Annotated in this window: 25 protein-coding genes and 1 riboswitch; of the genes, 3 read left to right on the forward strand and 22 right to left on the reverse strand. The window is 37.2% G+C overall.

What is annotated here, in order from left to right:
* Positions 1–106: 106 nt before the first annotated feature.
* From BHU72_RS09445 to speD, 5 genes are all read right to left on the reverse strand, one after another.
* Positions 107–487 (reverse strand): cupredoxin domain-containing protein, encoded by a 381-nt coding sequence (locus tag BHU72_RS09445; RefSeq protein WP_069702387.1) that lies wholly within the window; start codon positions 485–487, stop codon positions 107–109.
* A 24-nt stretch (positions 488–511) separates the two neighbouring features.
* Positions 512–2,479: a 4Fe-4S binding protein gene (locus BHU72_RS09450; RefSeq protein ID WP_069702388.1), complete on the reverse strand. Its 1,968-nt coding sequence runs from the start codon at positions 2,477–2,479 to the stop codon at positions 512–514.
* Between the two features lie 70 nt (positions 2,480–2,549).
* Positions 2,550–3,587 carry a cytochrome-c peroxidase gene (locus tag BHU72_RS09455; protein ID WP_069702389.1) on the reverse strand — a complete coding sequence of 346 codons (1,038 nt, stop codon included), beginning with the start codon at positions 3,585–3,587 and terminating at the stop codon, positions 2,550–2,552.
* Between the two features lie 117 nt (positions 3,588–3,704).
* The gene (locus BHU72_RS09460) at positions 3,705–4,118 is read right to left on the reverse strand and encodes a cupredoxin domain-containing protein (protein WP_069702390.1); all 414 of its coding nucleotides are present in this window, start codon (positions 4,116–4,118) and stop codon (positions 3,705–3,707) included.
* Between the two features lie 323 nt (positions 4,119–4,441).
* Positions 4,442–5,281, reverse strand: a complete 840-nt coding sequence (gene speD, locus BHU72_RS09465) for an adenosylmethionine decarboxylase (RefSeq protein WP_069702391.1) — start codon at positions 5,279–5,281, stop codon at positions 4,442–4,444.
* Between the two features lie 259 nt (positions 5,282–5,540).
* Here speD and BHU72_RS09470 point away from each other — a divergent pair, with 259 nt between their 5' ends.
* Entirely contained in the window at positions 5,541–5,888 is a 348-nt protein-coding gene (locus tag BHU72_RS09470) for a YckD family protein (protein WP_069702392.1), read from the forward strand.
* Positions 5,889–5,956: 68 nt separating this feature from the next.
* Here BHU72_RS09470 and BHU72_RS09475 read toward each other — a convergent pair whose 3' ends face one another.
* The 4 genes from BHU72_RS09475 to BHU72_RS09490 form a co-directional block, all read right to left on the reverse strand.
* On the reverse strand, positions 5,957–7,126 hold the full coding sequence (locus tag BHU72_RS09475) for a MalY/PatB family protein (RefSeq protein WP_069702393.1): 1,170 nt from the start codon (positions 7,124–7,126) through the stop codon (positions 5,957–5,959).
* A gap of 329 nt (positions 7,127–7,455) precedes the next feature.
* The gene (locus tag BHU72_RS09480) at positions 7,456–8,394 is read right to left on the reverse strand and encodes a hypothetical protein (protein WP_069702394.1); all 939 of its coding nucleotides are present in this window, start codon (positions 8,392–8,394) and stop codon (positions 7,456–7,458) included.
* 109 nt (positions 8,395–8,503) lie between these two features.
* Positions 8,504–9,043, reverse strand: coding sequence for a flavodoxin domain-containing protein (locus BHU72_RS09485; RefSeq protein ID WP_069702395.1), 540 nt, complete (start codon positions 9,041–9,043; stop codon positions 8,504–8,506).
* A 14-nt stretch (positions 9,044–9,057) separates the two neighbouring features.
* A complete protein-coding gene (locus tag BHU72_RS09490; protein WP_069702396.1) occupies positions 9,058–9,918 on the reverse strand; it encodes a DUF6920 family protein in 861 nt (286 codons plus the stop codon).
* Positions 9,919–10,039: 121 nt separating this feature from the next.
* On the opposite strand from BHU72_RS09490, the gene BHU72_RS09495 reads away from it, so the two are divergent.
* A complete protein-coding gene (locus BHU72_RS09495) occupies positions 10,040–10,921 on the forward strand; it encodes an ABC transporter ATP-binding protein (protein WP_069702397.1) in 882 nt (293 codons plus the stop codon).
* A 2-nt stretch (positions 10,922–10,923) separates the two neighbouring features.
* Entirely contained in the window at positions 10,924–11,721 is a 798-nt protein-coding gene (locus tag BHU72_RS09500; RefSeq protein WP_069702398.1) for an ABC transporter permease subunit, read from the forward strand.
* A 1-nt stretch (position 11,722) separates the two neighbouring features.
* Here BHU72_RS09500 and BHU72_RS09505 read toward each other — a convergent pair whose 3' ends face one another.
* The 13 genes from BHU72_RS09505 to BHU72_RS09565 form a co-directional block, all read right to left on the reverse strand.
* Positions 11,723–12,271, reverse strand: a complete 549-nt coding sequence (locus BHU72_RS09505; RefSeq protein WP_069702399.1) for a DUF2812 domain-containing protein — start codon at positions 12,269–12,271, stop codon at positions 11,723–11,725.
* A complete protein-coding gene (locus BHU72_RS09510; protein ID WP_069702400.1) occupies positions 12,268–12,603 on the reverse strand; it encodes a PadR family transcriptional regulator in 336 nt (111 codons plus the stop codon). Before BHU72_RS09510 ends, BHU72_RS09505 begins: the two co-directional genes overlap by 4 nt.
* 204 nt (positions 12,604–12,807) lie before the next feature.
* Positions 12,808–13,602 carry a hypothetical protein gene (locus BHU72_RS09515; protein WP_069702401.1) on the reverse strand — a complete coding sequence of 265 codons (795 nt, stop codon included), beginning with the start codon at positions 13,600–13,602 and terminating at the stop codon, positions 12,808–12,810.
* Between the two features lie 88 nt (positions 13,603–13,690).
* Positions 13,691–14,125 (reverse strand): MarR family winged helix-turn-helix transcriptional regulator, encoded by a 435-nt coding sequence (locus BHU72_RS09520; RefSeq protein ID WP_069702402.1) that lies wholly within the window; start codon positions 14,123–14,125, stop codon positions 13,691–13,693.
* 195 nt (positions 14,126–14,320) lie between these two features.
* Positions 14,321–14,701, reverse strand: a complete 381-nt coding sequence (locus BHU72_RS09525) for a HAMP domain-containing protein (RefSeq protein WP_069702403.1) — start codon at positions 14,699–14,701, stop codon at positions 14,321–14,323.
* A gap of 32 nt (positions 14,702–14,733) precedes the next feature.
* Positions 14,734–15,438, reverse strand: a complete 705-nt coding sequence (locus BHU72_RS09530) for a hypothetical protein (protein ID WP_069702404.1) — start codon at positions 15,436–15,438, stop codon at positions 14,734–14,736.
* Positions 15,438–16,199 carry a hypothetical protein gene (locus BHU72_RS09535; RefSeq protein ID WP_069702405.1) on the reverse strand — a complete coding sequence of 254 codons (762 nt, stop codon included), beginning with the start codon at positions 16,197–16,199 and terminating at the stop codon, positions 15,438–15,440. Before BHU72_RS09535 ends, BHU72_RS09530 begins: the two co-directional genes overlap by 1 nt.
* The gene (locus BHU72_RS09540; protein ID WP_069702406.1) at positions 16,180–17,082 is read right to left on the reverse strand and encodes an ATP-binding cassette domain-containing protein; all 903 of its coding nucleotides are present in this window, start codon (positions 17,080–17,082) and stop codon (positions 16,180–16,182) included. The genes BHU72_RS09535 and BHU72_RS09540 overlap by 20 nt, the downstream gene beginning before the upstream one ends.
* Positions 17,083–17,186: 104 nt before the next feature.
* On the reverse strand, positions 17,187–17,564 hold the full coding sequence (locus BHU72_RS09545) for a GntR family transcriptional regulator (protein WP_069702407.1): 378 nt from the start codon (positions 17,562–17,564) through the stop codon (positions 17,187–17,189).
* 182 nt (positions 17,565–17,746) lie between these two features.
* Positions 17,747–18,580, reverse strand: a complete 834-nt coding sequence (locus BHU72_RS09550) for an energy-coupling factor ABC transporter ATP-binding protein (protein WP_069702408.1) — start codon at positions 18,578–18,580, stop codon at positions 17,747–17,749.
* Between the two features lie 31 nt (positions 18,581–18,611).
* Entirely contained in the window at positions 18,612–19,391 is a 780-nt protein-coding gene (gene cbiQ, locus BHU72_RS09555; RefSeq protein ID WP_069702409.1) for a cobalt ECF transporter T component CbiQ, read from the reverse strand.
* Positions 19,392–19,409: 18 nt separating this feature from the next.
* The gene (locus BHU72_RS09560) at positions 19,410–19,691 is read right to left on the reverse strand and encodes an energy-coupling factor ABC transporter substrate-binding protein (protein WP_069702410.1); all 282 of its coding nucleotides are present in this window, start codon (positions 19,689–19,691) and stop codon (positions 19,410–19,412) included.
* Between the two features lies 1 nt (position 19,692).
* Positions 19,693–20,451, reverse strand: a complete 759-nt coding sequence (locus tag BHU72_RS09565; RefSeq protein ID WP_245671886.1) for an energy-coupling factor ABC transporter permease — start codon at positions 20,449–20,451, stop codon at positions 19,693–19,695.
* A 145-nt stretch (positions 20,452–20,596) separates the two neighbouring features.
* A riboswitch (cobalamin riboswitch) is annotated at positions 20,597–20,790 on the reverse strand.
* Between the last annotated feature and the right edge of the window lie 41 nt (positions 20,791–20,831).

The raw sequence follows: 20,831 nt of genomic DNA on the forward strand, positions 1-20,831 counted from the left end.
ATATGATTTCGATTGACGAATTAGCCTAAAAAAAATAAAACTGCTGAGTTTTCAGCAGTTTTATAAGATTCATTATTACATGTAAGATGTAAGCTCTAGAATACAATTATTGTACAATTAATGTTCCCCTGATTTTTGCATGTAACGGACTGCATATTATATTACATACATAACCATATTCTCCAGGTCCTTCAGCAATAAATTCTATAACTTTAATCTCTCCTGGCTTGATTCTTCCGGAATCAACACCTAATTCCCCGATAGAAAACCCATGAGATACATCTTCACTAATCAACCGCAATTTCACAAGTTGACCTTCCTGAACAACGATTCTACTAGGAGAGAATCCACCTTTTTCGTGAGCTCGCAAATAAACATCAATTACATCTGGATCTTTCGTAGCATTATCCCCTAAGATTGCTCCCACAGGAACAACCAGTATGATAAAAACCGCAAAGGCCCCAGCTAAAAATTCCTTCATACGCATGTATATCCCTCCCATCAAGGTTTCTTAGATATATAACCATAAGAATAAAGCTGTAATTGCCATTAAAAACACTGTAATTGGTAATAGCAATCTAAACTTCTGGCCTTTATCTAATGGATACTTTGCAATGATTTTTGCTCCAATCCAATTGGAATAAATAAGACCAAAGAACAAGATGAAAGCTTGAATATATGGATATACTCCAGTTCCTACTGGTTTCCACTCTAATCCTTTTGTTCCAAACAAGTTCCAACCCCACCCAAATGGATCAGATATTACATGTAAAATATAGACAATATTGATAAACAGGAAGGATACGCTAAACGCCATCCAGCATGCTAATCCCATCGGCACTAATACATACGACAAATCAATGAATAGTTTCTTAAATGACTCACTAGGATTCGCTGATTTTTCTGCTGTAGCCGCTGCTTCTGCTTGCGCACTACTTGGAACAAACATACTCTTTGTCGATTTTAACATGTCTACAATTGGCGTGAAAATATGCCCTATTTTAGAGAAGTCTTTAAATGCTAGCCCTTTACCAATCCAAACAAATAACGCGAACAGAAGTGGTACGATCAATAAGTTTAAGACTAGGAATCCACCTGCGTAAATGAAGAACCCAGGCATACTCATGTTCGCCCAAGTCTTGAAGATTCCCCATGGACCTTGGAAGATTACCGAATATGCTAATGCGCAAGTCAACATAATGAAAGCCTTGTAAGCTTCATCTAACTTCTTGCCTTTTTCCACTAATAAGTCTGCACCAAAGCTTTGCCAGTTTAGGGCAATATTCTTCTGTGAACAACTCTTGAAACATTCTAAACAAAGTCCACAGTAAGCGTTTCTTTCCATCGTCCAAGGAGTTTCCATCCATGGACAACCATATGCCTTTTCATTTCCAACAATACACTCTTTATCCTTGTGAGCACGGCATGTTCCTTTGTCACGGACACGGACCCCAAGTGGTGCAAGTAATGAGTATAATCCGATAAAGCCCCCTACTGGGCACATATAACGGCAGAAAATACGTTTTCCGTAAATCACTGTAGTAATAATTGCTAACACTATAAAGAAACTTAAAACAATAGAAGTAGCCAATGGACGCGTAAGAATGATTCCACTAAATAAAGCAACTAATAAAAATGACCAGTTTTGTAGCCAGATATTCTTAAGTCCCTTCGGCCACCCTTTAATTGCTACAGATGGAGCCTTTTCACAGCCTTTATCTATAAATGCTCTTCTGTCAATCCATTCCCCAGGAGCAGGTATAGGACAAATCGTACACCATAATCGTCCCCCGATTGGTAGTAGTATGATGATCAGTAGTGCCCACCATAAAATCCAAACAAATATCAATGAGAAATTCGCGTTCCCAACGTTAGTACCTGCAAATCCTGCAAAGATTACTATCGCAAAAAAGAAAGTATTTACGATAAATATTAGATATATAATCCATCGTTGATTTAAGATATATTCTAACCACGGATATTTTTTGTTTAAATCAATGCCTTCTTTTGGTGCTTGGACGTTTTTAACAAGCTCATCACTTCTTCTATAAACATAGAATAGACTTGTCATTCCAATGCCAATTGTTAAAAATAAAGCGATTGGGAACGTGGGATTCGGATCTACCACTAAAGTTCCAATCATAAAAGGATGCATAGGCCCACACACAATCGGACAACGGAACGTAAAGTTTCCCGTCTTGTCAGCAACAAATTCAATAATGCCAACTTCTGGATCTTTTGGTTGATCGTATGCTTTTATATCATATCCATCAATAAATAGCCCGTGTGTTACATCATCAGCAATCAATGTGATTTTCACACGATCACCTTGTTTGACATTAATTTTATTTGGTACAAATTCATATTGTTTCGCATGAACAGTAATTTTAACAACTTGATCTGCACTTGCTTGCGGTAGAGGAATAATGAACTGTACTACAAGCAAAATCAGAAATAAATATGCAATTTTACGTTTCATTCGTTCACCCGCCTTTTTTTTTAAAAAAAGCCACCTCTAAGCAAGGTGGCTTTTCTATTATTTAGTAAAATTAAGGAAGTGTTGGCTCATCAACGATTGGAAGTGTGCCATTTAATGACTTCAAGAATGCTACTAAGTTTGCTTTTTCAGCATCACTTAAGTTAAGTGGTTTGATTAGAACACTCTTGTTCGTGTGGTTGTCTCCACCTTTATTGAAGTATTCTACAACGTCCTCTAATGTAGCAACTGTACCATTATGCATGTAAGGAGCTGTATGACCAATTCCTCTTAATGCAGGTGTCTTGTACTTACCAGAATCTTCTGGGTTCTTAGTGAAGTTTGCTCTTCCTAAATTGTCATTCTCAATTCCAACATTGTGGAAGTTGTTATCTGTTAAGCTAGCGCCATTATGGCATTGGATACAGTTCGCTTTACCAACGAACAACTTCATACCTTCTTTTGCTTCCGCAGATAGTGCTGATTCATCACCAGCTAACCACTTGTCGAACTCAGAGTCATTGATTACGATTGTTCTTTCAAATGCAGCGATAGCTTTCGCTACACCATCTGTAGTAATTTCACTATTGAATACTTTTTGGAATCTTTCAACATACTCAGGTACTGCATTTAACTTTACTAATAACTCATCTAAAGATAAGTTCATTTCACCTTTATCTTGAATAGGACCTAATGCTTGCTCTTCTAAAGTCTTCATTCTTCCATCCCAGAACTGTAAGCTGTAATGTCCAGAGTTAATGATTGATGGTGAGTTACGCACACCTACGTTACCTTGGAACCCTAAGAAAGTCTTACGGTTGTCGCTCCAACCTTTTGCAGGCTCGTGACAGCTAGCACAGCTAATTGTGTCATCACCAGATAATCTCTTGTCGAAGTATAACATCTTTCCTAATTCGATTTTCTCGTCAGTCATTGGGTTGTCTTCAGGAATCGGCATTGCTCCTAATGGCGCAAATACCGTTCTAGGATCAACTGCAGGTGCTTCAGGCGCAGCAGCAGGTGTTGATGTAGTTGTGCCGCCACAAGCAGTTAGCGTCGCAATGCTAAACACTGCAACTAAAGCAAGTAATAATAAAGTCCGTTTTTTCATGTTTTGCTTCTCCCCTTATAATTTTTATAAATAAATTAGTTGAGCCAAGCTCTAGACACTTTTTGCCATGAAATTGGCTCAAATAATTACTTACCAAAAACACTTCCGTACTAAAAATTATTCTTCAACAACAAATGTCATTTTGATCCAAGGGTGAATTGTGCATAATGGCTCGTATGTACCTGGCTTATTTGGAACTTCCCAACCACTTCTTACCGTTTGACCACCATCAACAAGAATCTCTGGTAAGCCAATCTCTTTACTTAAAAAGTTATGTTCTCCGTCTGGATCTGTATTTACAATTTCAAATACAACCTTTTCCCCAGCTTTTAACGTAATAGAGTTCGGTACAATTGTTTGTGGTGTAAAGTCTAAATTGATAATGCGTGCATCTTCATATCCTGCTGGAATCGGTGGAATTTCATTGGTTACTGGTGCTGGAGTTGGGCTACTAGCCGCGTCATTCCCCCCGCAAGCTACTAAAGATAGTGATAATACCGTTACTAATGCAATACCTAATAATTTTTTCATGATTTACCTCCTATTTTAACTACATGAGTTTTTTTACTCCTTTTCGTAAGAAAACTATTCCTTCACCTCCATTATATTCATTCATTTTAGAATTATTATAATTTAAACCTTTATATTTGTATTCTAATAGTATTGTTTAAAATATTCAATATGTTTTCACAATATTATATAAATTTTTTTTATATTTTAGAGAAGCAATAGGACTACTGTATAATTCACAACTTTTTTATTGGAGAATGGAAGAACACAAAAAAAACGCTTTTATCAAATAGTAACATTGATAAAAGCGCTTCATCCCGGCGTTTTGCGGTATATAATGATTGTTAAACCTTGTCTATATTTCGACCGTAGTAAATCTCAAGCATTTCCTTTTTAATTCTTTGTTTGATTTTTCCTCTTTCTCTTGGTAGCAAGTCCTTCTTATCTGTGCCAAACAAATAGTGATTTAAATCAAACTCTCTTAGTAACATTTTCGTATGAAAAATGTTTTCTTGATATACGTTTACATCAATCATGTCATACATTTCACGGGTTTTGCTATTCATGAAATTTTGAATAGAATTTATTTTGTGGTCAATATAAAACTTATTCCCATTGACGTCACGAGTAAATCCGCGTACGCGATAATCAATATAGCAGATATCCGGTTCAAAACTTGTCATTAAATAATTCAGAGCTTTCAATGGCGATATTTCACCACAGGTAGATACGTCAATATCTGCTCGGAACGTGCTAATCCCTTTATCAGGGTGGTTCTCTGGATACGTATGTACCGTAATATGACTCTTGTCCAAATGACCAACAACCGAATCCTTTTCAATCTTATCCTTATCAGGACCAGGCCCTTCTGAAGCTGCCATGTTGATTGGTGGATCGGTTTCATTCACAACTTCATTCTCCGCTACTAGCATTGTTACGCTAGCACCTTGTGGGTCATAGTCTTGATTGGCAATGTTCAGAATATTAGCTCCAATAATATTCGCTACTTCAGACAAAATATGAACCAAACGCTTTGCATTATATTCTTCATCGATGTATTCAATGTACTTTTGTCTTTGTTCGATATCTTTTGCATAACAAATATCATAAAAGTTAAAGCTTAATGTCTTTGTAAGGTTATTAAATCCATACAATTTAAGCTTTTCCACTGGCTTAATTTTCATTGTATCCCCTCCAGATTTCTATGTTTATTGTTTGTAAACCATTTATCTCCTATACATGAATCCACCGTAGTTTGTATCAGAAATTCATTCCTTAATGATTATACATTATCTGCTATTAAATTCACAGGAGCTATTTTATAAATTAGAAAAAACTTGAGTGTAAAGAAATATTGGTATTCCTTGCATTTAGTACTATTATAATTTGCAACATTAAAACAGAAAATATAAATAGCTCTCAATAAAAAGGAGGTGTTGATTCATGCGTAATCTGTGGTTAACCATTGCCGTAACATTAGTATGTACATTAATCATTGGTGGATTACCTGCTTTAGCAGCTGAAGTAAATGCGGAGCAACCAGAGAAGACTGTTCAGTTTACCGATCAACAGAAAAAAGAGCTAGCATCGATTCATAAAGACATCATTGCTAAGAAAAAACTTTTAATGTCTAAGTATGTTGAGTATGGTGTTTTATCAAAAGAGAAAGCTGATAAGATTAACTCCCGTATGGATAAGTATTATGAAAAAATGGAGAAGAGCGGCTTTGCTCCAAAGTGGGATAAAAAAGGTAAGAAAAAAGAAAAGCCTTGTTGCCATAAAATTTCCTAATCATCACAAAGAGACTCAGCTATGTCGTTGAGTCTCTTCATCTTATCGTCTTCATATTTAGTATTTGTTTATTTCAATATTTCCTTCATCTGTGTTAGGCCCTGCTCTATCATGGATTTAGGACATGCAATATTCATTCGAATAAATCCTTCTCCCCCTGATCCAAAGGTTTTACCCATATGTAGGGCAACCTTTGCTTCTTGAACTAACCTTTTTTGTAACGAAACTCCGTCGATTCCTAACGCACTTACATCTAGCCATACAAGATATGTTCCTTCTAGTGGAATTACTTTCACTTTAGGCCAATGTTCTTCTGCGAATGCCTCTATTAATTGTAAGTTACCTTCCAAGTAAGCAAGTAGTTCGTCTAGCCACTCCTCACCTGACGTATAGGCATTCTCTAATGCTGTCAGACCAAAAACGTTATTATCATTTAGAGCTGCTTTCCGAATTTCAAAATCAATTACTTTCTTAAACGCTTGATTAGGGATGATCATATTCGATATATGTAACCCTGCCATATTAAAGGTTTTCGTTGGCGCAGTGGAAGTAAACGTCCTCTGAGCTATTTCCTCGCTAATAGAAGCCATCGGAATGTGCTTGTGTCCTCTCAATACTATGTCCCAGTGAATCTCATCGGAAATTATCAGTACATTATGTCTTATACATAACTCTCCAACTCGCTTTAATTCTTCATGGGTCCAAACTCGTCCCACTGGATTATGTGGACTGCACAGTAGAAATAGCTTGGCTTTCGGGTGTTTTAACTTTTCTTCTAAATCGTCGAAATCCATTTCATAACGACCCTCATGATAAACTAATTCATTATGTACAATTTCCCGATCGTTATCTTGAATAATCCTTGCAAAAGGATGGTAAACAGGCGGTTGAATCACAATATGGTCTCCTGGCTCAGAAAAGGACCGCATAATCAAAGTAATCCCATACAAAACCGTTGGCACCGTAGCAATCCAGCCTTTGTCTATGTGCCAATCATGCCTTCTAGAAACCCAATTAAGAATCGAATTCATATAAGACTCGCTATGCGCAGTATAACCGTAAATTCCATGCTCTGCCCTATGCTTAAGAGCTTGAACAACAGGTTCAGGACTTGGGAAATCCATATCGGCAACCCAAAACGGTAGCACGTCATCCTCACCACAGAACGCCCTGTTTTGATCCCATTTGACGGCGTTTGTATTTTTCCTATCAATATTATGGTCGAAAATATGTTTCATCCAATCACTCCTCAGTAAATTAAATATACATACATCCATATATGATTACTAGTAAATCTTTAGCTTATTTTCTAAAGTTTAACGCAACCAAGCAATTATGTCTATTTTAGCTATTCTTTCACGATTACTAATCTTTACCAATAGAATAGTCCATCATATATAGAAAAAAGCTGATTCAAACGGTCAACACCTCGACCATTGAATCAGCCTTTATTTATACTATCTGAATTTATAAATTTAATGTTGATAGTATAACGGCAACTAAGGCATTCACCTGCATCTTAAGGACTTGGTGTATGCCAAGTTTTGTTTATAGCATACCTTTATCCTTATCCACAGGCCGTGCAATTTGAACAGCTACTGCATAACTTTTTATTTACAGTGAAAGATGTAACTTCTATATTAGTATCGTTCACATCAAAGATTGATTCCCCATTCACACGAACATATTCATTATCAAATTCGATACGTAACGGATTGATATCCATTTGTTCTGGATTGAATAAATTCGGCGTTAATGAAGGCTCAAAGATTGTTAAGTTCCCTTGCTTATCGGTAATTTCAATTCGATGAAGTGAAGTTGTTAGAGCTTTCAACCGTCCGTCTTCATGGAATACCAACGAATTTACGTCAGCATTAATGCCGTGGGCATTCGAATCAAATGCTTGAATTGGGCCAATTGGCGTCATAATTGTTGTAGGTACTGCAGGCTCAACAGTTTTTAAGCTTCCATCGGGATATACTGATAAACCGTAGCGGACTCTAATCAACCCTACCGGTGTCAATACTTCAAACCTTTGCTTGGGCCAAAACGTTAAACTCTTGACATCTCCACCATCATAGAAATATATTCCAATGATTTTGCCTGATATTTTCCCAAACGGAAAATCAAAGCTCAGCTCTTCCGCCAATTCGTATTCATCATCTTCCGTCCAATAGCCTGTAATCTTTCCATTCAAAGGGAACACGCGCTTAACATTTCCGCTAGAGTAAAAGATAATGTGTTCCACAGGTAAAATCCCTACAGAAGTTTGGATTACCTGTTTCTGCTGCAGAACAATACTCTTCACCGACCCGTCTTCGTAAAAAGATACAGATCTTGTGTATTTTCTTCTAACACCGTCATCAATATATTGTGGTACAAATTTTCCATCCCCAATTGTAATGACATTTTTTTCTGCCAGAGTACAGTCCTCAACCGCTCCGTTAGGATAGCGATGTACTAAGCTAACACCCCGGAGATTGCCGTATTTCGTGTCTAATTGCATATTAACACCGCCCCAATAGTTTTCATGTATGAGCAGCGACTAGTAGGAGATCTAAAAAACATTTACGAGAAAGTACATGATACATATTATAACATAACCGCGGTATATTTTAAGTATTTATAGAGATTTTTATTATATTATTTACAAATTTATTGATTTTTTCACTAGATATCGTGGAAATATCCTGACTTGTGTTAGCTTTCTTGACATCACCGTTATTTTTAGATGCCAATTTCACGGCAATTTTTTCAAGGAAATTCATTTTCTGAAATTGGAATTCGCCACCAAGAACTTCCTTGGCTGTTGCATGTCTAACTAATTCTTCTGGGAATCCTGTCTGCAATTGCATTTCTGCACGCTCTTCATCGAACATACAGCAAATGAACAATCCAATTTGTTTTTGTAAAAGTATTGGTAAATTTGTTCTGCAAAATTCTTTCACTTCTTTTTGTGTTTGACCCACATAGATAGAGCTGCCAATAATAATTCGGTCATACAAAGCAAAATCGCAACCCGCCTGCCCTTGTTTGCTTTTCACGTTTATTATATCAACAGAATCTTGACTATGTTTGCGTAAATTCTCTGCAATGATATTGGCACATTTCTCTGTGCTACCATGCTTCGATGCGTATACAATTAATGTATTCATCAGTGTACTCCTTTCTAGTATGCATGTGGTACATTAAATTCAATATCTTTAAGTTCAAAATGATACCAGCTAAAATCTCCCTCCGGCAGCTTCCAAATAACTTCTCCTTTTGTTGGTACTCGGTATCCATGAAACTCCTTGGTATCGCTCAGTTGAATGACCCACTTTTCTAAGCGGTATTCACCACCGAAGTCGCCATACCGCATGGCCTCAAATAAAGTGACTTCACCTAGCTCGTTAAATGTAAATATACCTTCTGCCCTTACGCCCATATACGTCATAGAAGCCTTAGCAGATCGATCGTCAACAGTTTCCCAGGTGATAAGATCACTTAGTGCCATTGTCGGAAACCACACCATTTCTGCTAAATATCGCACCAAAGAGCCCTGGTCAACTTCAGCACCTTTTCCGTCAGCAACAGTAAATAGTGAAAGAACCTTAATCAGCATATTCCCGTTCCCTTCAAGATACATGTCGCGACCTACAATATGAAGAAGAGGAGCAGCTTCGATACGCGCTTTCCATATAAAAGCAGGCTTATCTACGGTGAAATATTGTTCTGATGTTGAACTCATCCATTTTTGATCGGGTTTTAATCTAAGTTTTGCTGTTTGTTTAGAGCGCACACTGGAGATGTATTCCTTTTCAATAATTTGAGATTGCTTTAACCATTGTTGTACAATCAGTGGCAGCCTTTGTAAATCTACAATCCTAACACTAGTGTCTTGAATTTGCCCTATATTCTTATCGAACATTTCTTGAACTTCTAGATTTACTTGCTTATGAAATAAACGGTTGGCAATCTTCGAGCTAATCACCAACACGGAAACTATAAGAATCAAAAACACAAAAATGCCAATTAAATATTTGTACATAATATCCCCTCCCTAGTGTATTCCATAATGTTCCATGAAATTTGATTATATTCTTACTTTTACTTATATTCAAGGATATTTTAGAAATACTACCAATTATCATACTTTTGGAGTGAACGCAATGATTGAAGTACACGCATTAACGAAAGCCTACGGGAATAACAAAGGAATCTTTGATCTTTCCTTTCGTGTAAACCAGAACGAGATCTTTGGCTATCTTGGGCCAAATGGCGCTGGAAAGACAACTACAATACGGCATTTACTAGGCTTTATTAAGGCCGATAATGGGACTTGCTCTGTCATCGGTTACGATTGTTGGAAGGACGCAGCGGAGGTTCAATACTCTCTTGGCTATCTTCCTGGTGAGATTTCGTTTTTTGACCATATGAGTGGCAAAGAGTTCCTCGCGTTCATGACAGCAATGCGTGGGATGAAAAATACAAAACGTCAAACAGAACTTATCGATCGGTTTAATCTCGATGTTCGGACGAATATTCGAAAAATGTCGAAAGGAATGAAGCAGAAATTAGGCATCATTACCGCCTTTATGCACGATCCTACGGTATATATTTTAGATGAGCCAACTAGTGGTTTAGACCCCCTGATGCAAACTACCTTTGTGGAATTGATTCTAGAAGAAAAAGCACGGGGAAAAACAATTCTAATGTCATCCCATAGTTTTGAGGAAATTGATCGCACTTGTGACCGAGTAGGGATTATACGAGAAGGGAAAGTAGTAGCTATAGAGGATATCCATTCATTGAAGGCCGCTCAGCGAAAAGCCTTCGTGATAACAGTAGAATCCCAAGCAGATATTGACTGGATTAGAGAAAGTAAATTAGAAATTTCAAACTCCTCTGGAAACCGTGTAGAGGTTGTTGTTAGCGGAGATTTCCAACATTTGTTTCATACCCTTGCCAAATGCAAAGTAACAGGATTTGATCACCGTACGCAAAATCTCGAGCAGTTATTTATGAAATATTACGGATCGAAAGGACAGTAACTATGAGTTATCCACTACTAAAAAGTACAATCAAGTCAAATTGGGTGATAGGAATCATAATTTTAGCAGTGATGTTTATGTATTTGGCTATCATCTTATCGATGTATGATCCAGAAGGTAATGAAGCTCTAAACGCATTACTCGCTACCCTACCGCAAGAGCTCGTGAAAGCTATGGGCTATGACACTATAGAAACTAACTTAATCGGGTTTGTTAGCAGTTACTACTACGGCTTTATCGTGATTCTTTTTCCGATGATTTACTCGATTATTGTTGCGAATCGCCTGATAGCAAAGCACGTAGATAGTGGTTCAATGGCATATCTTCTATCTACTCCCAATACACGTTTCACTATCGTTACTACTCAAGCAATCTATCTACTAATGAGTATTGCTGTTATATTCACGTTCATCACTATATTGGGCATAACAATCGCCCAGTGGTTATTTGCCGGGGAGCTACACGTGCGCGCTTTTATTCAAATGAACGTCTCAGCCATGCTATTATTCTTTGCAATTAGTGGAATATGTTTCTTCTTCTCCTGCCTATTTAATGACACAAAAAATTCCCTTGCCTTTGGCGCAGGAATTCCAGTTGCATTTTTCATAATCAATTTATTAGCCAATGTGAGCCCTACACTTGATTGGCTGCAATACCTAACGATTTTCACACTATTCCAGCCGAGTACTATTATTGGAGACACGTTCCCCATTATGCCGAACATCATCTTGATAGTGATTGCATGCGCTTGTTACGCTGGTGGTATCTTACTATTTCGAAGTCGCGACTTGCCGTTATAGCTTATTCATACAGTTGCTTTTCCCGTTTTAAATGTCGTATCGTTCGAATAAATGAATATATCATCGGAGCTAACAATACGACAATTAACCAGTTTAATGATGTAAGAGCGAGGAGCACTACACCGTTCCCTTCGCCTATGGACCCTAAGGCTACGTGGGTGTTTGATAGGGCGACGAAAAGATTAAGGAAGCCTGCTATAGCGGTGAATGTTGCCACTTTTTTGTAATGCTTGATTTTTGAATCATAGTCAGAATATAAATCAAAAGGTCCTTCCTTTGAAGACTTTCGGAAATAAACCCACCGAAAATACGTTGCAACACATTCTACTCCTGCTGACTCCATAAATTCTAAATATGCTCTACTCTCAACACTTGATGGAAGTTGATCTAATAATTCTATGCGATAACTGTATTCGCCCGGTAGCCCCTTATCAAAGACGTAGCGCCCGAACGAGTAGTCAATTAGAAATAGTCCTTTAGCTGCCATTTGATTTAACCACTTTTCTTCTTTTTCAAAATTGATAAATAGTTTTCTTACTATTAATTTCAAGATTTCTCACCCCGAATTATCATTTTCCCGTTATCCAGTAATTCTTGCAATCGATTAATCTCATCAAGGATGACCTGTTTACCGAGGTCTGTGATTTGATATTCCTTCTTTCGACTGTCCATATCAGAAGCTAATGCTTGTATCCAGCGCTTCTCAAGCATTGTGTTGATTGCGCCATATAATGTACCCGGCCCCAAATTCACTCGTTCACGACTCAAATCTTTGACATATTGCATAATTCCATACCCATGTCTAGGTGTGTGTAATGCAAGTAAAATATAATAAACAGCTTCCGTTAGTGCTGCACGATCACGATCCGTACGTTCTGGCATATCATACCTCCTAAAATTGAACATACCACCATAATGGCCTTGATAACGTTACATCGTCAGACGATATATCGTATTCCGATTATATCGGCAACTGATATAATTGTCAATAGTAACAACTTCACAATCAACACAAAAATACATGAAAATCCAAAATTAAGCCTCAAATCTAGAGATGATTTCCTTCCTAAATCTGAAGCTTGCTTATTACACTCGTATAATTGACATTTTTCTAAAATAGATAAAAGTAATAATCAAAAAAACTATTGAAACACTGAGGTACAAAAACATTTCCCTATAGTCAGGAACTTGCAGATACAGCGGCTTTAACATCACTCCAATGGCAACGGATAACAGCAATGTAAAACCTTTTATAAATAATGTTGGTAATAATAGGAGGCCTATGTTCATATTTTTATACGCCATATACGCTATTACGAAAAACAACGGCAGGATAAAGACCATATCTAAGATAAATACCGAGTAGGCAAATTCAATCTTTTCCCCAGTTGAAAGGAGTGGCAGTAATAGCGAAACCCACATTGGATAAAACAAAATTGGTATAAATAAGGCGAATCCTATCGACACATTCTTGATTCCCTTCGTTACCTTTACCAACGGAACGTCCTTATTCAGTAAGCATATAACCGCATAAATGATAGAATAAAATGCAAGTCCAAATATCCCCATATATAAGAAATATAACGGGTTATAGAACCGCTCCATCACATAAATCCCGTAAGCATAAAATATATACCCTAGTAAACCTAGAACAGTAATCTGCTGTTTGACATTTTCTTCTCTTAAGCGAATCGTCAATATCAAAATCGATACTGCCGATAGAATCGTCACAATATCCTGTGACATTACTCCTGGCATAAATTCCTCGCTACATACTTTGCTGTAAATACTAGGTAATATGACACCAATGATTGCCGCAATCAAAGCCATACTTGCAACGATAATCCATAGTAGTCTATTTCTATTAACATGCATTAGCATATCTATACTCCTCCTCTTGAATCTAATCAGTCTTTATCTCAACGGCATTACCTACTCTATTTCTATAAATGAGAGCTTCCTTCTTTAACTAGTTTGAAAGTTTAAGAAGAGAGTGATATAAATCTGTTAGCTCCTTGTCAGTAAATCCTTGAAAAAAACTATTGAAAAATATATCTGTTTCCGCACCCCTCTGCTCTGCCATCATTACGCTTTTGTCCGTCATTACGATTCGTATTGTTCTACGATCTTCTGAGTCTTTCTCCATCCTCAAGAAACCTTTTCCCTGAAGCTTTAAGGCAATTTGCTTAACATTTTGGTGAGAACTCCCCATACGATTTGCCAATTCCCCAAGCGTTGGTGATGTCTGGAAAAACTCCTCCATTACAGCTAACAAGTACCATTGTTGTGTCGTCAAATCATAGGGTGCTAACGTTTGATCCATAATAACTTGTAATTTGTTCCGCAAATAGAATAAGTTTCCGAAGATATGCTTCTGCATATGTAAAATGTCCGTGTTCTCCATTTTCGTTGATTCCTCCTCTTTACATTAGCGCTTGCCTTAGCAAAACTAAAAATGTAATACATTACACAATGTATGTAATGTATTACATTTTGTCAACTACTATTATTCATTGCAAACCACTTAAAACTAAAAATTTAAACATACTGATGATTGTGCAACCTGAGAAGAAATCGTATATTTATATTACGAACGATCCTACGAATGGATTCCTGCATGGATTGAAATGATTTTTGCAATTTCACCAAACTCATTCTTCCTATTAAGTAGGTCCATTGGCATATCCTTAGAAAAATCTCCCGATGCAATTTGACCAATTTGCGCGTTCAATCGGCGAATAATTTTAACTGTCTCCTTTGAAATTTGATATAACACCGTTCCAACTACCAAGAATACTCCTAAGCCTAGTATTGCGACAATCAAAACATTATTTTGAACAGCTTGATAAACCCTCTCCATAGAAAGGCCAATAATAAGAATTGTATCCGTGGTGCCATTCAATGTTATAGGCGAAATCACTTCAATACCATCATGATACCATTCATCAAAGAGTGTTTTTCCAGATAATCCGACTCCCATATATTGGATGACCCTAATTTAGATTGTTGTATTTAATTGATATACAATACGTTATCTACAAATCCGCTTAATTCCATAGTAGGTGGTATACGCAAATATAACAACATCGGACCAGACATATGGCTGAAGCCTCTTGTATGATCACGATATACAGTCTCTTGGAATTGTGTAACTGTAAAGTCCTTTTTGAAAGCTGCAAATTCCATTTTTACTCGTTCAAACGAGATGATTATCTGCTGACTTTTCAAATCTATCATAGGCGGTATGATTTTATCTGTAATATCGACCGTTCCTACCATGTGAGGTGTTTTGTAGCTCTTCACTTCTATTTTTCCCTCTAGTTCCTGGGTTCTCTCTGCAATTACCAGCGCATGGTAATAATTTCCGTCGTGTGTTAGAATTTCTAGCTTATCCCCAGATATATCGAAACTCCATTCCCCTTGCAAAAATACATCATTCGTTTCATTCAATACATCCCGTTTGGCTAAATCGTAGTAATCAGGATATGCAGGATAACCAATCATATCTCCCGTAAGCTTATCAAGGACGCTATCCTCTGAAAAATGGTCAGCAGGCAAGAAATAAAACACACCCACCGATAGTATTAATACTCCCAGATATATACTAAGTACCCATCGCATCCTAGGATACTTGATATGTTTTGAAACGAAAGATACACCACTTCGAATCAGTATTGCCATTAATATTATAAACGCGATACTTAAAACAGTTGACATTATCTACGCACCTCCAGACGTTTCGATAGGATAATCGTAGTGAAAAATAGAATACTCGCGGTCACAATCACCTTGAGCGCAAAAACTGCTATAGAGCTTTCATAAATAAAAAACTCTATTACCTTATACGTCAAACTATGGCTGCCACCTTGACGAGCTTCTAGTATTAACATACCAATCACAAACGTTGGTAAAAGCACTATAAAAATCTTATTCCACTGCACAAGCATTCCAAAAAAGTACCCTATAGCAGCTACTAATATAACGTATAGAGTGTTCGACAACGCACTCATTAAAAGCTCCTGTGGCGATAAATAGAAATATTGATAAGACATGGCATCCGCACCTAAATAGAAGAAAGAAATCACTCGTAGTAAAATACCAAGCAGAGAAGTAGTAATACCTGTTACAACTCCAATAGTAACTAAAACCGCAATACTAGAGATTGTGCTGGTCGTACGATTCGATACGAACGCAAAATCAACATCACGATACATTTTCGTCGAGAATTTTATCGCAATACTAAACATCCATATCATTGCGAAGACAATAATGATTTCATTAGAAATGGTTCGAATTTGAAACGTTAGGTTAGCAAAGGAACTGCTCATACTCCCCACCCCGTTAAAAGAAAATAATACTCCAATCAACTGCACAATCATTAAACTTATAAATATATCAAAATAAGACCTTAGTTTATATTGAAATTGTTTACTAGCTATATCTAGCATGGATTGCTCTCTACTTGGTGTTAAAAACATCATCGATTCCTCCCTTGGTCTTACTCGTCAAATATACACAAATATCATTAGTACTTACTGACTTAATCTCAATTCCTGCCGCTAGTATTTTCGCTCGATCTGCATCATTTAAGTCATTGCGAATTACGATATAGCTTGTATTGATTCCGACAGATTCTCGATAAAATAGCTCCTTATCTATGACCAACGGCTCTATGGCTTCCATTTTCCCTAGCAACCCAACTGCATACTCTTTAAGGTCTAACACTGGCATGTGCAGTCGTATTGTACCCTCTCTTAATAACAATACATCCTCTAGCAAATCTTCTATTTCGTTCAATAAATGACTCGATAGAATAATAGTCCGTGGATGATCGATGTAATCCTTTAATAAGGCTCTGTAAAAATCCTTACGTACAGCTGCATCCATACCCGTTGTTGGTTCATCAAAAATTGTTAATGGACATCGGGAGGCCAGCCCTATAATCATATTAAAAGTACTTTTCATACCTTTTGATAAGTCGTTATGATATTGATTTTTGTGGAAAGAAAAATATTCGAACAATCCCTTTGCGATTTTCATGTTCCAATGATTATAAAAAGTGCTTGCACACTCTAATATCTCTACCAACGGTAGCGCGTTAGGGAATATCATTTGATCATCAATAAAAATCATATTCGATGAAACCTTCAAGCTATTAAATGGTTCCTCGCCAAATACTTTAATATCACCAGAGCTTCTCTCGTAAAATCCTGCAAGGGTCTTTAATAGCGTTGTTTTCCCAGCACCGTTTCTACCAATTAAACCAGTAATCTTATTCTCTTCTATGGTAAAAGATAAGTCTTTAATAGCCTTAGTATTACGATAGCTCTTCGTTAATCCTGCACATTCAATGACATTCATTATATTACCTCCTTGATTGTAATCATAATATCTATTTTTGATAACCGACATTATTTATTATTTGTTGTTTCTTATTGTTGTTTCCTGGATTTTTTTATGTTTAATTATGATGTGCCTCTGCTATTAACAGACTTAATCATTCCTAATAATTCATCTTCCGTGACACCCAGCCGTCTCGCTTCCACAACTAATTCAACAATCAATTGTTGCAAGGTTTGGCTCTTTCTCTTTTTCAGAATCTGGTCCTTGGCATCCATAGTCACAAACATACCTAATCCTCGCTTTTTATATAAAATCCCTTCATCAGCCAGAATATTAATACCTTTTGCTGCTGTCGCTGGGTTAATATTAAACATGTCAGCAAGCTGATATTGCGAGTACATCTTCTCATTATCCTTAATATTTCCCGATAATATTTCACCTTCAAGCCACTTGGCAAGCTGTACATAGATCGGCTCCGCACTTTCCGTCTTTAGAAACAATTCGACCACCTCCTTAATAACACAATAATAGAACCGTGAAATCAACAATAAACATTACAATCGCTAGTATAGTGCATTACTGTTGTAATGTACTATATATTATACCTTCTATATTTGTCAACGTTACTTTGCAAAAAATAAAAGGCCCCTTTTACAGAGGCCCGCTGAATTCGCATATTAAACTACTTCGCAATTTCCAGTATTTCGAATAGCTCTTCTTTCGTTTTCGGATACTTTTGAGTGACTACATCTGTTCCGTGAAATCTTTCATATACTTCCATAATCCAAGGCTTTTGCAAATGGCTTTTTGCAAGAATTTCAGTGTTTCTAAATACATCAACTACTGATCCTTGTGCAAGCAAATGTCCATCAAATAAAATTATGACTTCATCCGCCCACTCATAGACTAAGTCTACATTATGTGTAGACAATATTATTGTCCGATTAGGGTGATGCATGACCTTTAGTAAAGCCATTATTTTTTTTGAATAGTAAGGGTCAAGTCCCGCTGTCGGTTCATCAAGCACCATTAACTTTGGATCCATAGCAACGATCCCAGCAATTGCTACTCTCTTCTTTTGCCCGATACTTAAAAAATGAGGAGGGGTATCTTTCAGCAACTCTGTTTCCGTTACAATCATGACTTCATTTACCCGTCTTTCTATTTCAGCTGATGATAACTGCAAATTCTTTGGACCAAATTTAATATCATCATACACGTTAGACGAAAACAGTTGGGTTTCAGGGTTTTGAAATACAATGCCAACTTGTTGCCTAAGCTCTTTCATCTCTTTTCGACTATAGGTTAACTTTTTCCCGTCAAATAAAATACTACCACTTGTCGGCTTTAGAATACCGTTCAGCAGGAGAAATAGTGTCGATTTCCCAGCCCCATTATTACCAATGATGGCAATCTTCTTCCCTATTTCAATCGTCAAATTTACTCGATCCAACGCTAAAGTTCCATCTGCATATTGATAAGAAACTTGTTCAAACGTTACAATCGGTTCGTTCACTTACACACATCCTTTCAAAAGACAGTCAACGTTACGTAATTATAGATATCCATAAAAGTAAGACAAAAGAAATAGCAATAATGATAAAGTGTTTCCAACTATAACCCATGCGTAGTTCTACGTCATACAAGAGCTCATCTCCACCACGACTATCAATTGAGATTTGCAGTTCTTTAGCAGATTGTATTGATTTAATAAAAAGACAGACAATAAGCTGTGAAAGGCCCTCCAACCAGCTACTTTTATTATTTTGGTATCCAAGTCTGCTAGATTGGGCGATAAAAATTTCATGCGTCTTTTCCAATAAAATATAGATAAATCGATACGTAATCCCGATTAATTCTATAAAAACGGATGGAAGCCTTGCTATCTTTAAGACCCACATAATTTGCTGGAGTGGCGTTGATAGAATAAGAAAATATAAACAACTTACACTCGCCATAACAGTTGCTGTTAATTGATAGGATTGTTGGATACTGTATGGACTAATATAAATCTGCCACGAACCAACGGAAGCTAGCCAAACCGTTTCTACATGCTCTGGTAAAATAGGTGTAATAGAAAAGAAAATAGCAATTACACTTGTTATTAAGAAAGCAAACGGAACGAGAAGAAGTTTCAAATATACATGAAACGGAATGTTGGACTTGAACAACACCCCGAGACTCATCACAGTAAACGTCAAACAGGCTACTAATATATTTCTTGTTAAAGTTGTAAGAAGGAGAAAGGTCAGCACAAAACTGACCTTCTCAACAGGATGAACATCTTTTAAGCCGCTCGTATACGCATAGTCATCAATTTTAATCATTGCATTCCCTTCATTCCGCTATTGATTGGAGGAAGTATACTTTTTCTTGGCCTTCCCATATCCAAATATGTAACCAATGATAATAGCACCAATAGCTGCTTGTAAGGAGAACAGTAAACTTTCAATCTCTCCACTTGGTGGTTCCCATATCGCATCAAACCATGGCTCGTAGTTCGATGCAACTTCCATAATCGCTTGCTCTGCTTGCTCGTCAGCCCCACTGAATTCAGCATCACTTTGGAAGATTACAGGAATAACGGCTAATAGAATAACCAAAAGTAGTAATACTCCATTTTTCATGTTATCTTATCCCCTTCATCATCGGTAAGATATTCAGTTCTGTCATATTATATTTTTGAAGTAAGTTTATCACAATAACAGTAAGTAAGCCTTCACTAATCGCTATTGGCACTTGTGTTAGACCAAAGATGGCGGTAAACTTAGCCATTGATGCAGTAACTCCACCCACTTCAGCTGGGAATGCTAGAGCTAATTGAACCGATGTCACTAAATATGTCCCTAAATCCCCTAGCATGGCTGCTAGAAAAACCGCCACAGTCAGTGATGCATTCAATTTTTTCGCGAGCTTAAAAACTCCATATGTTAACATCGGTCCCACGACGGCCATCGAGAAGGCATTCGCCCCTAACGTAGTAATCCCACCATGCGCTAACAATAGGGATTGAAACAAAAGAACAATCGTCCCCAACACACTCATTGTTGTTGGACCAAGTAAAATTGTTCCTAACCCTACACCTGTTGGATGGGAACTACTACCTGTTACTGAAGGAATTTTCAACGCAGATAAAACGAATGCAAAAGCACCAGAAAGACCTAGCATCGTTTTTAGTTCAGGGTTTTCTTTTAAATTTTTCGTGATTGTTCGTACTCCAACGGCAATAAATGGGATTGTAGCTGCCCACCAAAAGATAGCCCAGCCAATTGGTAGAAATCCTTCCATAATGTGCATCGCATAAACTGGACGATGAGAATTCGCCCAAAAATAGCCCGTTAATCCTAACAGAGCAACGATTGAAACCCATAATGATCTTTTTTTCACTTTTTATCAGCCCCCATCTCCATTAAAAAAGAGCATCTAAACCGTATAGGCTTAAATGCTCACAAAAAAACAACCGTACATATTGTTAATTAAACATACAATACTTTGTCTCCCGCAAACACCTCCCTATATCCCCGTAGGTCACTTCGTGTCCTCTAAACAGGCAGGTCTCCTGACTTACCATCAATGCTCCTTGCGTCTTCCCACTTTTTAGATAAAGCAGTGACTGCTTGCAAGTTGCTCCGGATTACAGTGGCGGGAACCGTGCCGGACTTTCACCGAGCTTCCCTTTTAAGCTTAGCATGCTTTATGCATAGCACCTGTTTAGAACTTGTATATAATTTTAATTCATATTACATCATCACTAGCTTATTGTCTAA

It is taken from the genome of Desulfuribacillus stibiiarsenatis, assembly GCF_001742305.1.
Lineage (GTDB): Bacteria > Bacillota > Bacilli > Desulfuribacillales > Desulfuribacillaceae > Desulfuribacillus_A > Desulfuribacillus_A stibiiarsenatis.

Coding starts and splice junctions, on each gene's coding strand:
- BHU72_RS09485 (WP_069702395.1), bottom strand. CDS start 9,043: ATGAATACATTAATTGTATACGCATCGAAGCATGGTAGCACAGAGAAA.
- BHU72_RS09450 (WP_069702388.1), bottom strand. CDS start 2,479: ATGAAACGTAAAATTGCATATTTATTTCTGATTTTGCTTGTAGTACAG.
- BHU72_RS09495 (WP_069702397.1), top strand. CDS start 10,040: ATGATTGAAGTACACGCATTAACGAAAGCCTACGGGAATAACAAAGGA.
- BHU72_RS09445 (WP_069702387.1), bottom strand. CDS start 487: ATGCGTATGAAGGAATTTTTAGCTGGGGCCTTTGCGGTTTTTATCATA.
- BHU72_RS09460 (WP_069702390.1), bottom strand. CDS start 4,118: ATGAAAAAATTATTAGGTATTGCATTAGTAACGGTATTATCACTATCT.
- BHU72_RS09490 (WP_069702396.1), bottom strand. CDS start 9,918: ATGTACAAATATTTAATTGGCATTTTTGTGTTTTTGATTCTTATAGTT.
- BHU72_RS09535 (WP_069702405.1), bottom strand. CDS start 16,199: ATGTTTTTAACACCAAGTAGAGAGCAATCCATGCTAGATATAGCTAGT.
- cbiQ (WP_069702409.1), bottom strand. CDS start 19,391: ATGATTAAAATTGATGACTATGCGTATACGAGCGGCTTAAAAGATGTT.
- BHU72_RS09470 (WP_069702392.1), top strand. CDS start 5,541: ATGCGTAATCTGTGGTTAACCATTGCCGTAACATTAGTATGTACATTA.
- BHU72_RS09480 (WP_069702394.1), bottom strand. CDS start 8,394: ATGCAATTAGACACGAAATACGGCAATCTCCGGGGTGTTAGCTTAGTA.
- BHU72_RS09525 (WP_069702403.1), bottom strand. CDS start 14,701: ATGGGAGTCGGATTATCTGGAAAAACACTCTTTGATGAATGGTATCAT.
- speD (WP_069702391.1), bottom strand. CDS start 5,281: ATGAAAATTAAGCCAGTGGAAAAGCTTAAATTGTATGGATTTAATAAC.
- BHU72_RS09560 (WP_069702410.1), bottom strand. CDS start 19,691: ATGAAAAATGGAGTATTACTACTTTTGGTTATTCTATTAGCCGTTATT.
- BHU72_RS09540 (WP_069702406.1), bottom strand. CDS start 17,082: ATGAATGTCATTGAATGTGCAGGATTAACGAAGAGCTATCGTAATACT.
- BHU72_RS09475 (WP_069702393.1), bottom strand. CDS start 7,126: ATGAAACATATTTTCGACCATAATATTGATAGGAAAAATACAAACGCC.
- BHU72_RS09530 (WP_069702404.1), bottom strand. CDS start 15,438: ATGTCAACTGTTTTAAGTATCGCGTTTATAATATTAATGGCAATACTG.
- BHU72_RS09500 (WP_069702398.1), top strand. CDS start 10,924: ATGAGTTATCCACTACTAAAAAGTACAATCAAGTCAAATTGGGTGATA.
- BHU72_RS09455 (WP_069702389.1), bottom strand. CDS start 3,587: ATGAAAAAACGGACTTTATTATTACTTGCTTTAGTTGCAGTGTTTAGC.
- BHU72_RS09515 (WP_069702401.1), bottom strand. CDS start 13,602: ATGCTAATGCATGTTAATAGAAATAGACTACTATGGATTATCGTTGCA.
- BHU72_RS09510 (WP_069702400.1), bottom strand. CDS start 12,603: ATGCCAGAACGTACGGATCGTGATCGTGCAGCACTAACGGAAGCTGTT.
- BHU72_RS09520 (WP_069702402.1), bottom strand. CDS start 14,125: ATGGAGAACACGGACATTTTACATATGCAGAAGCATATCTTCGGAAAC.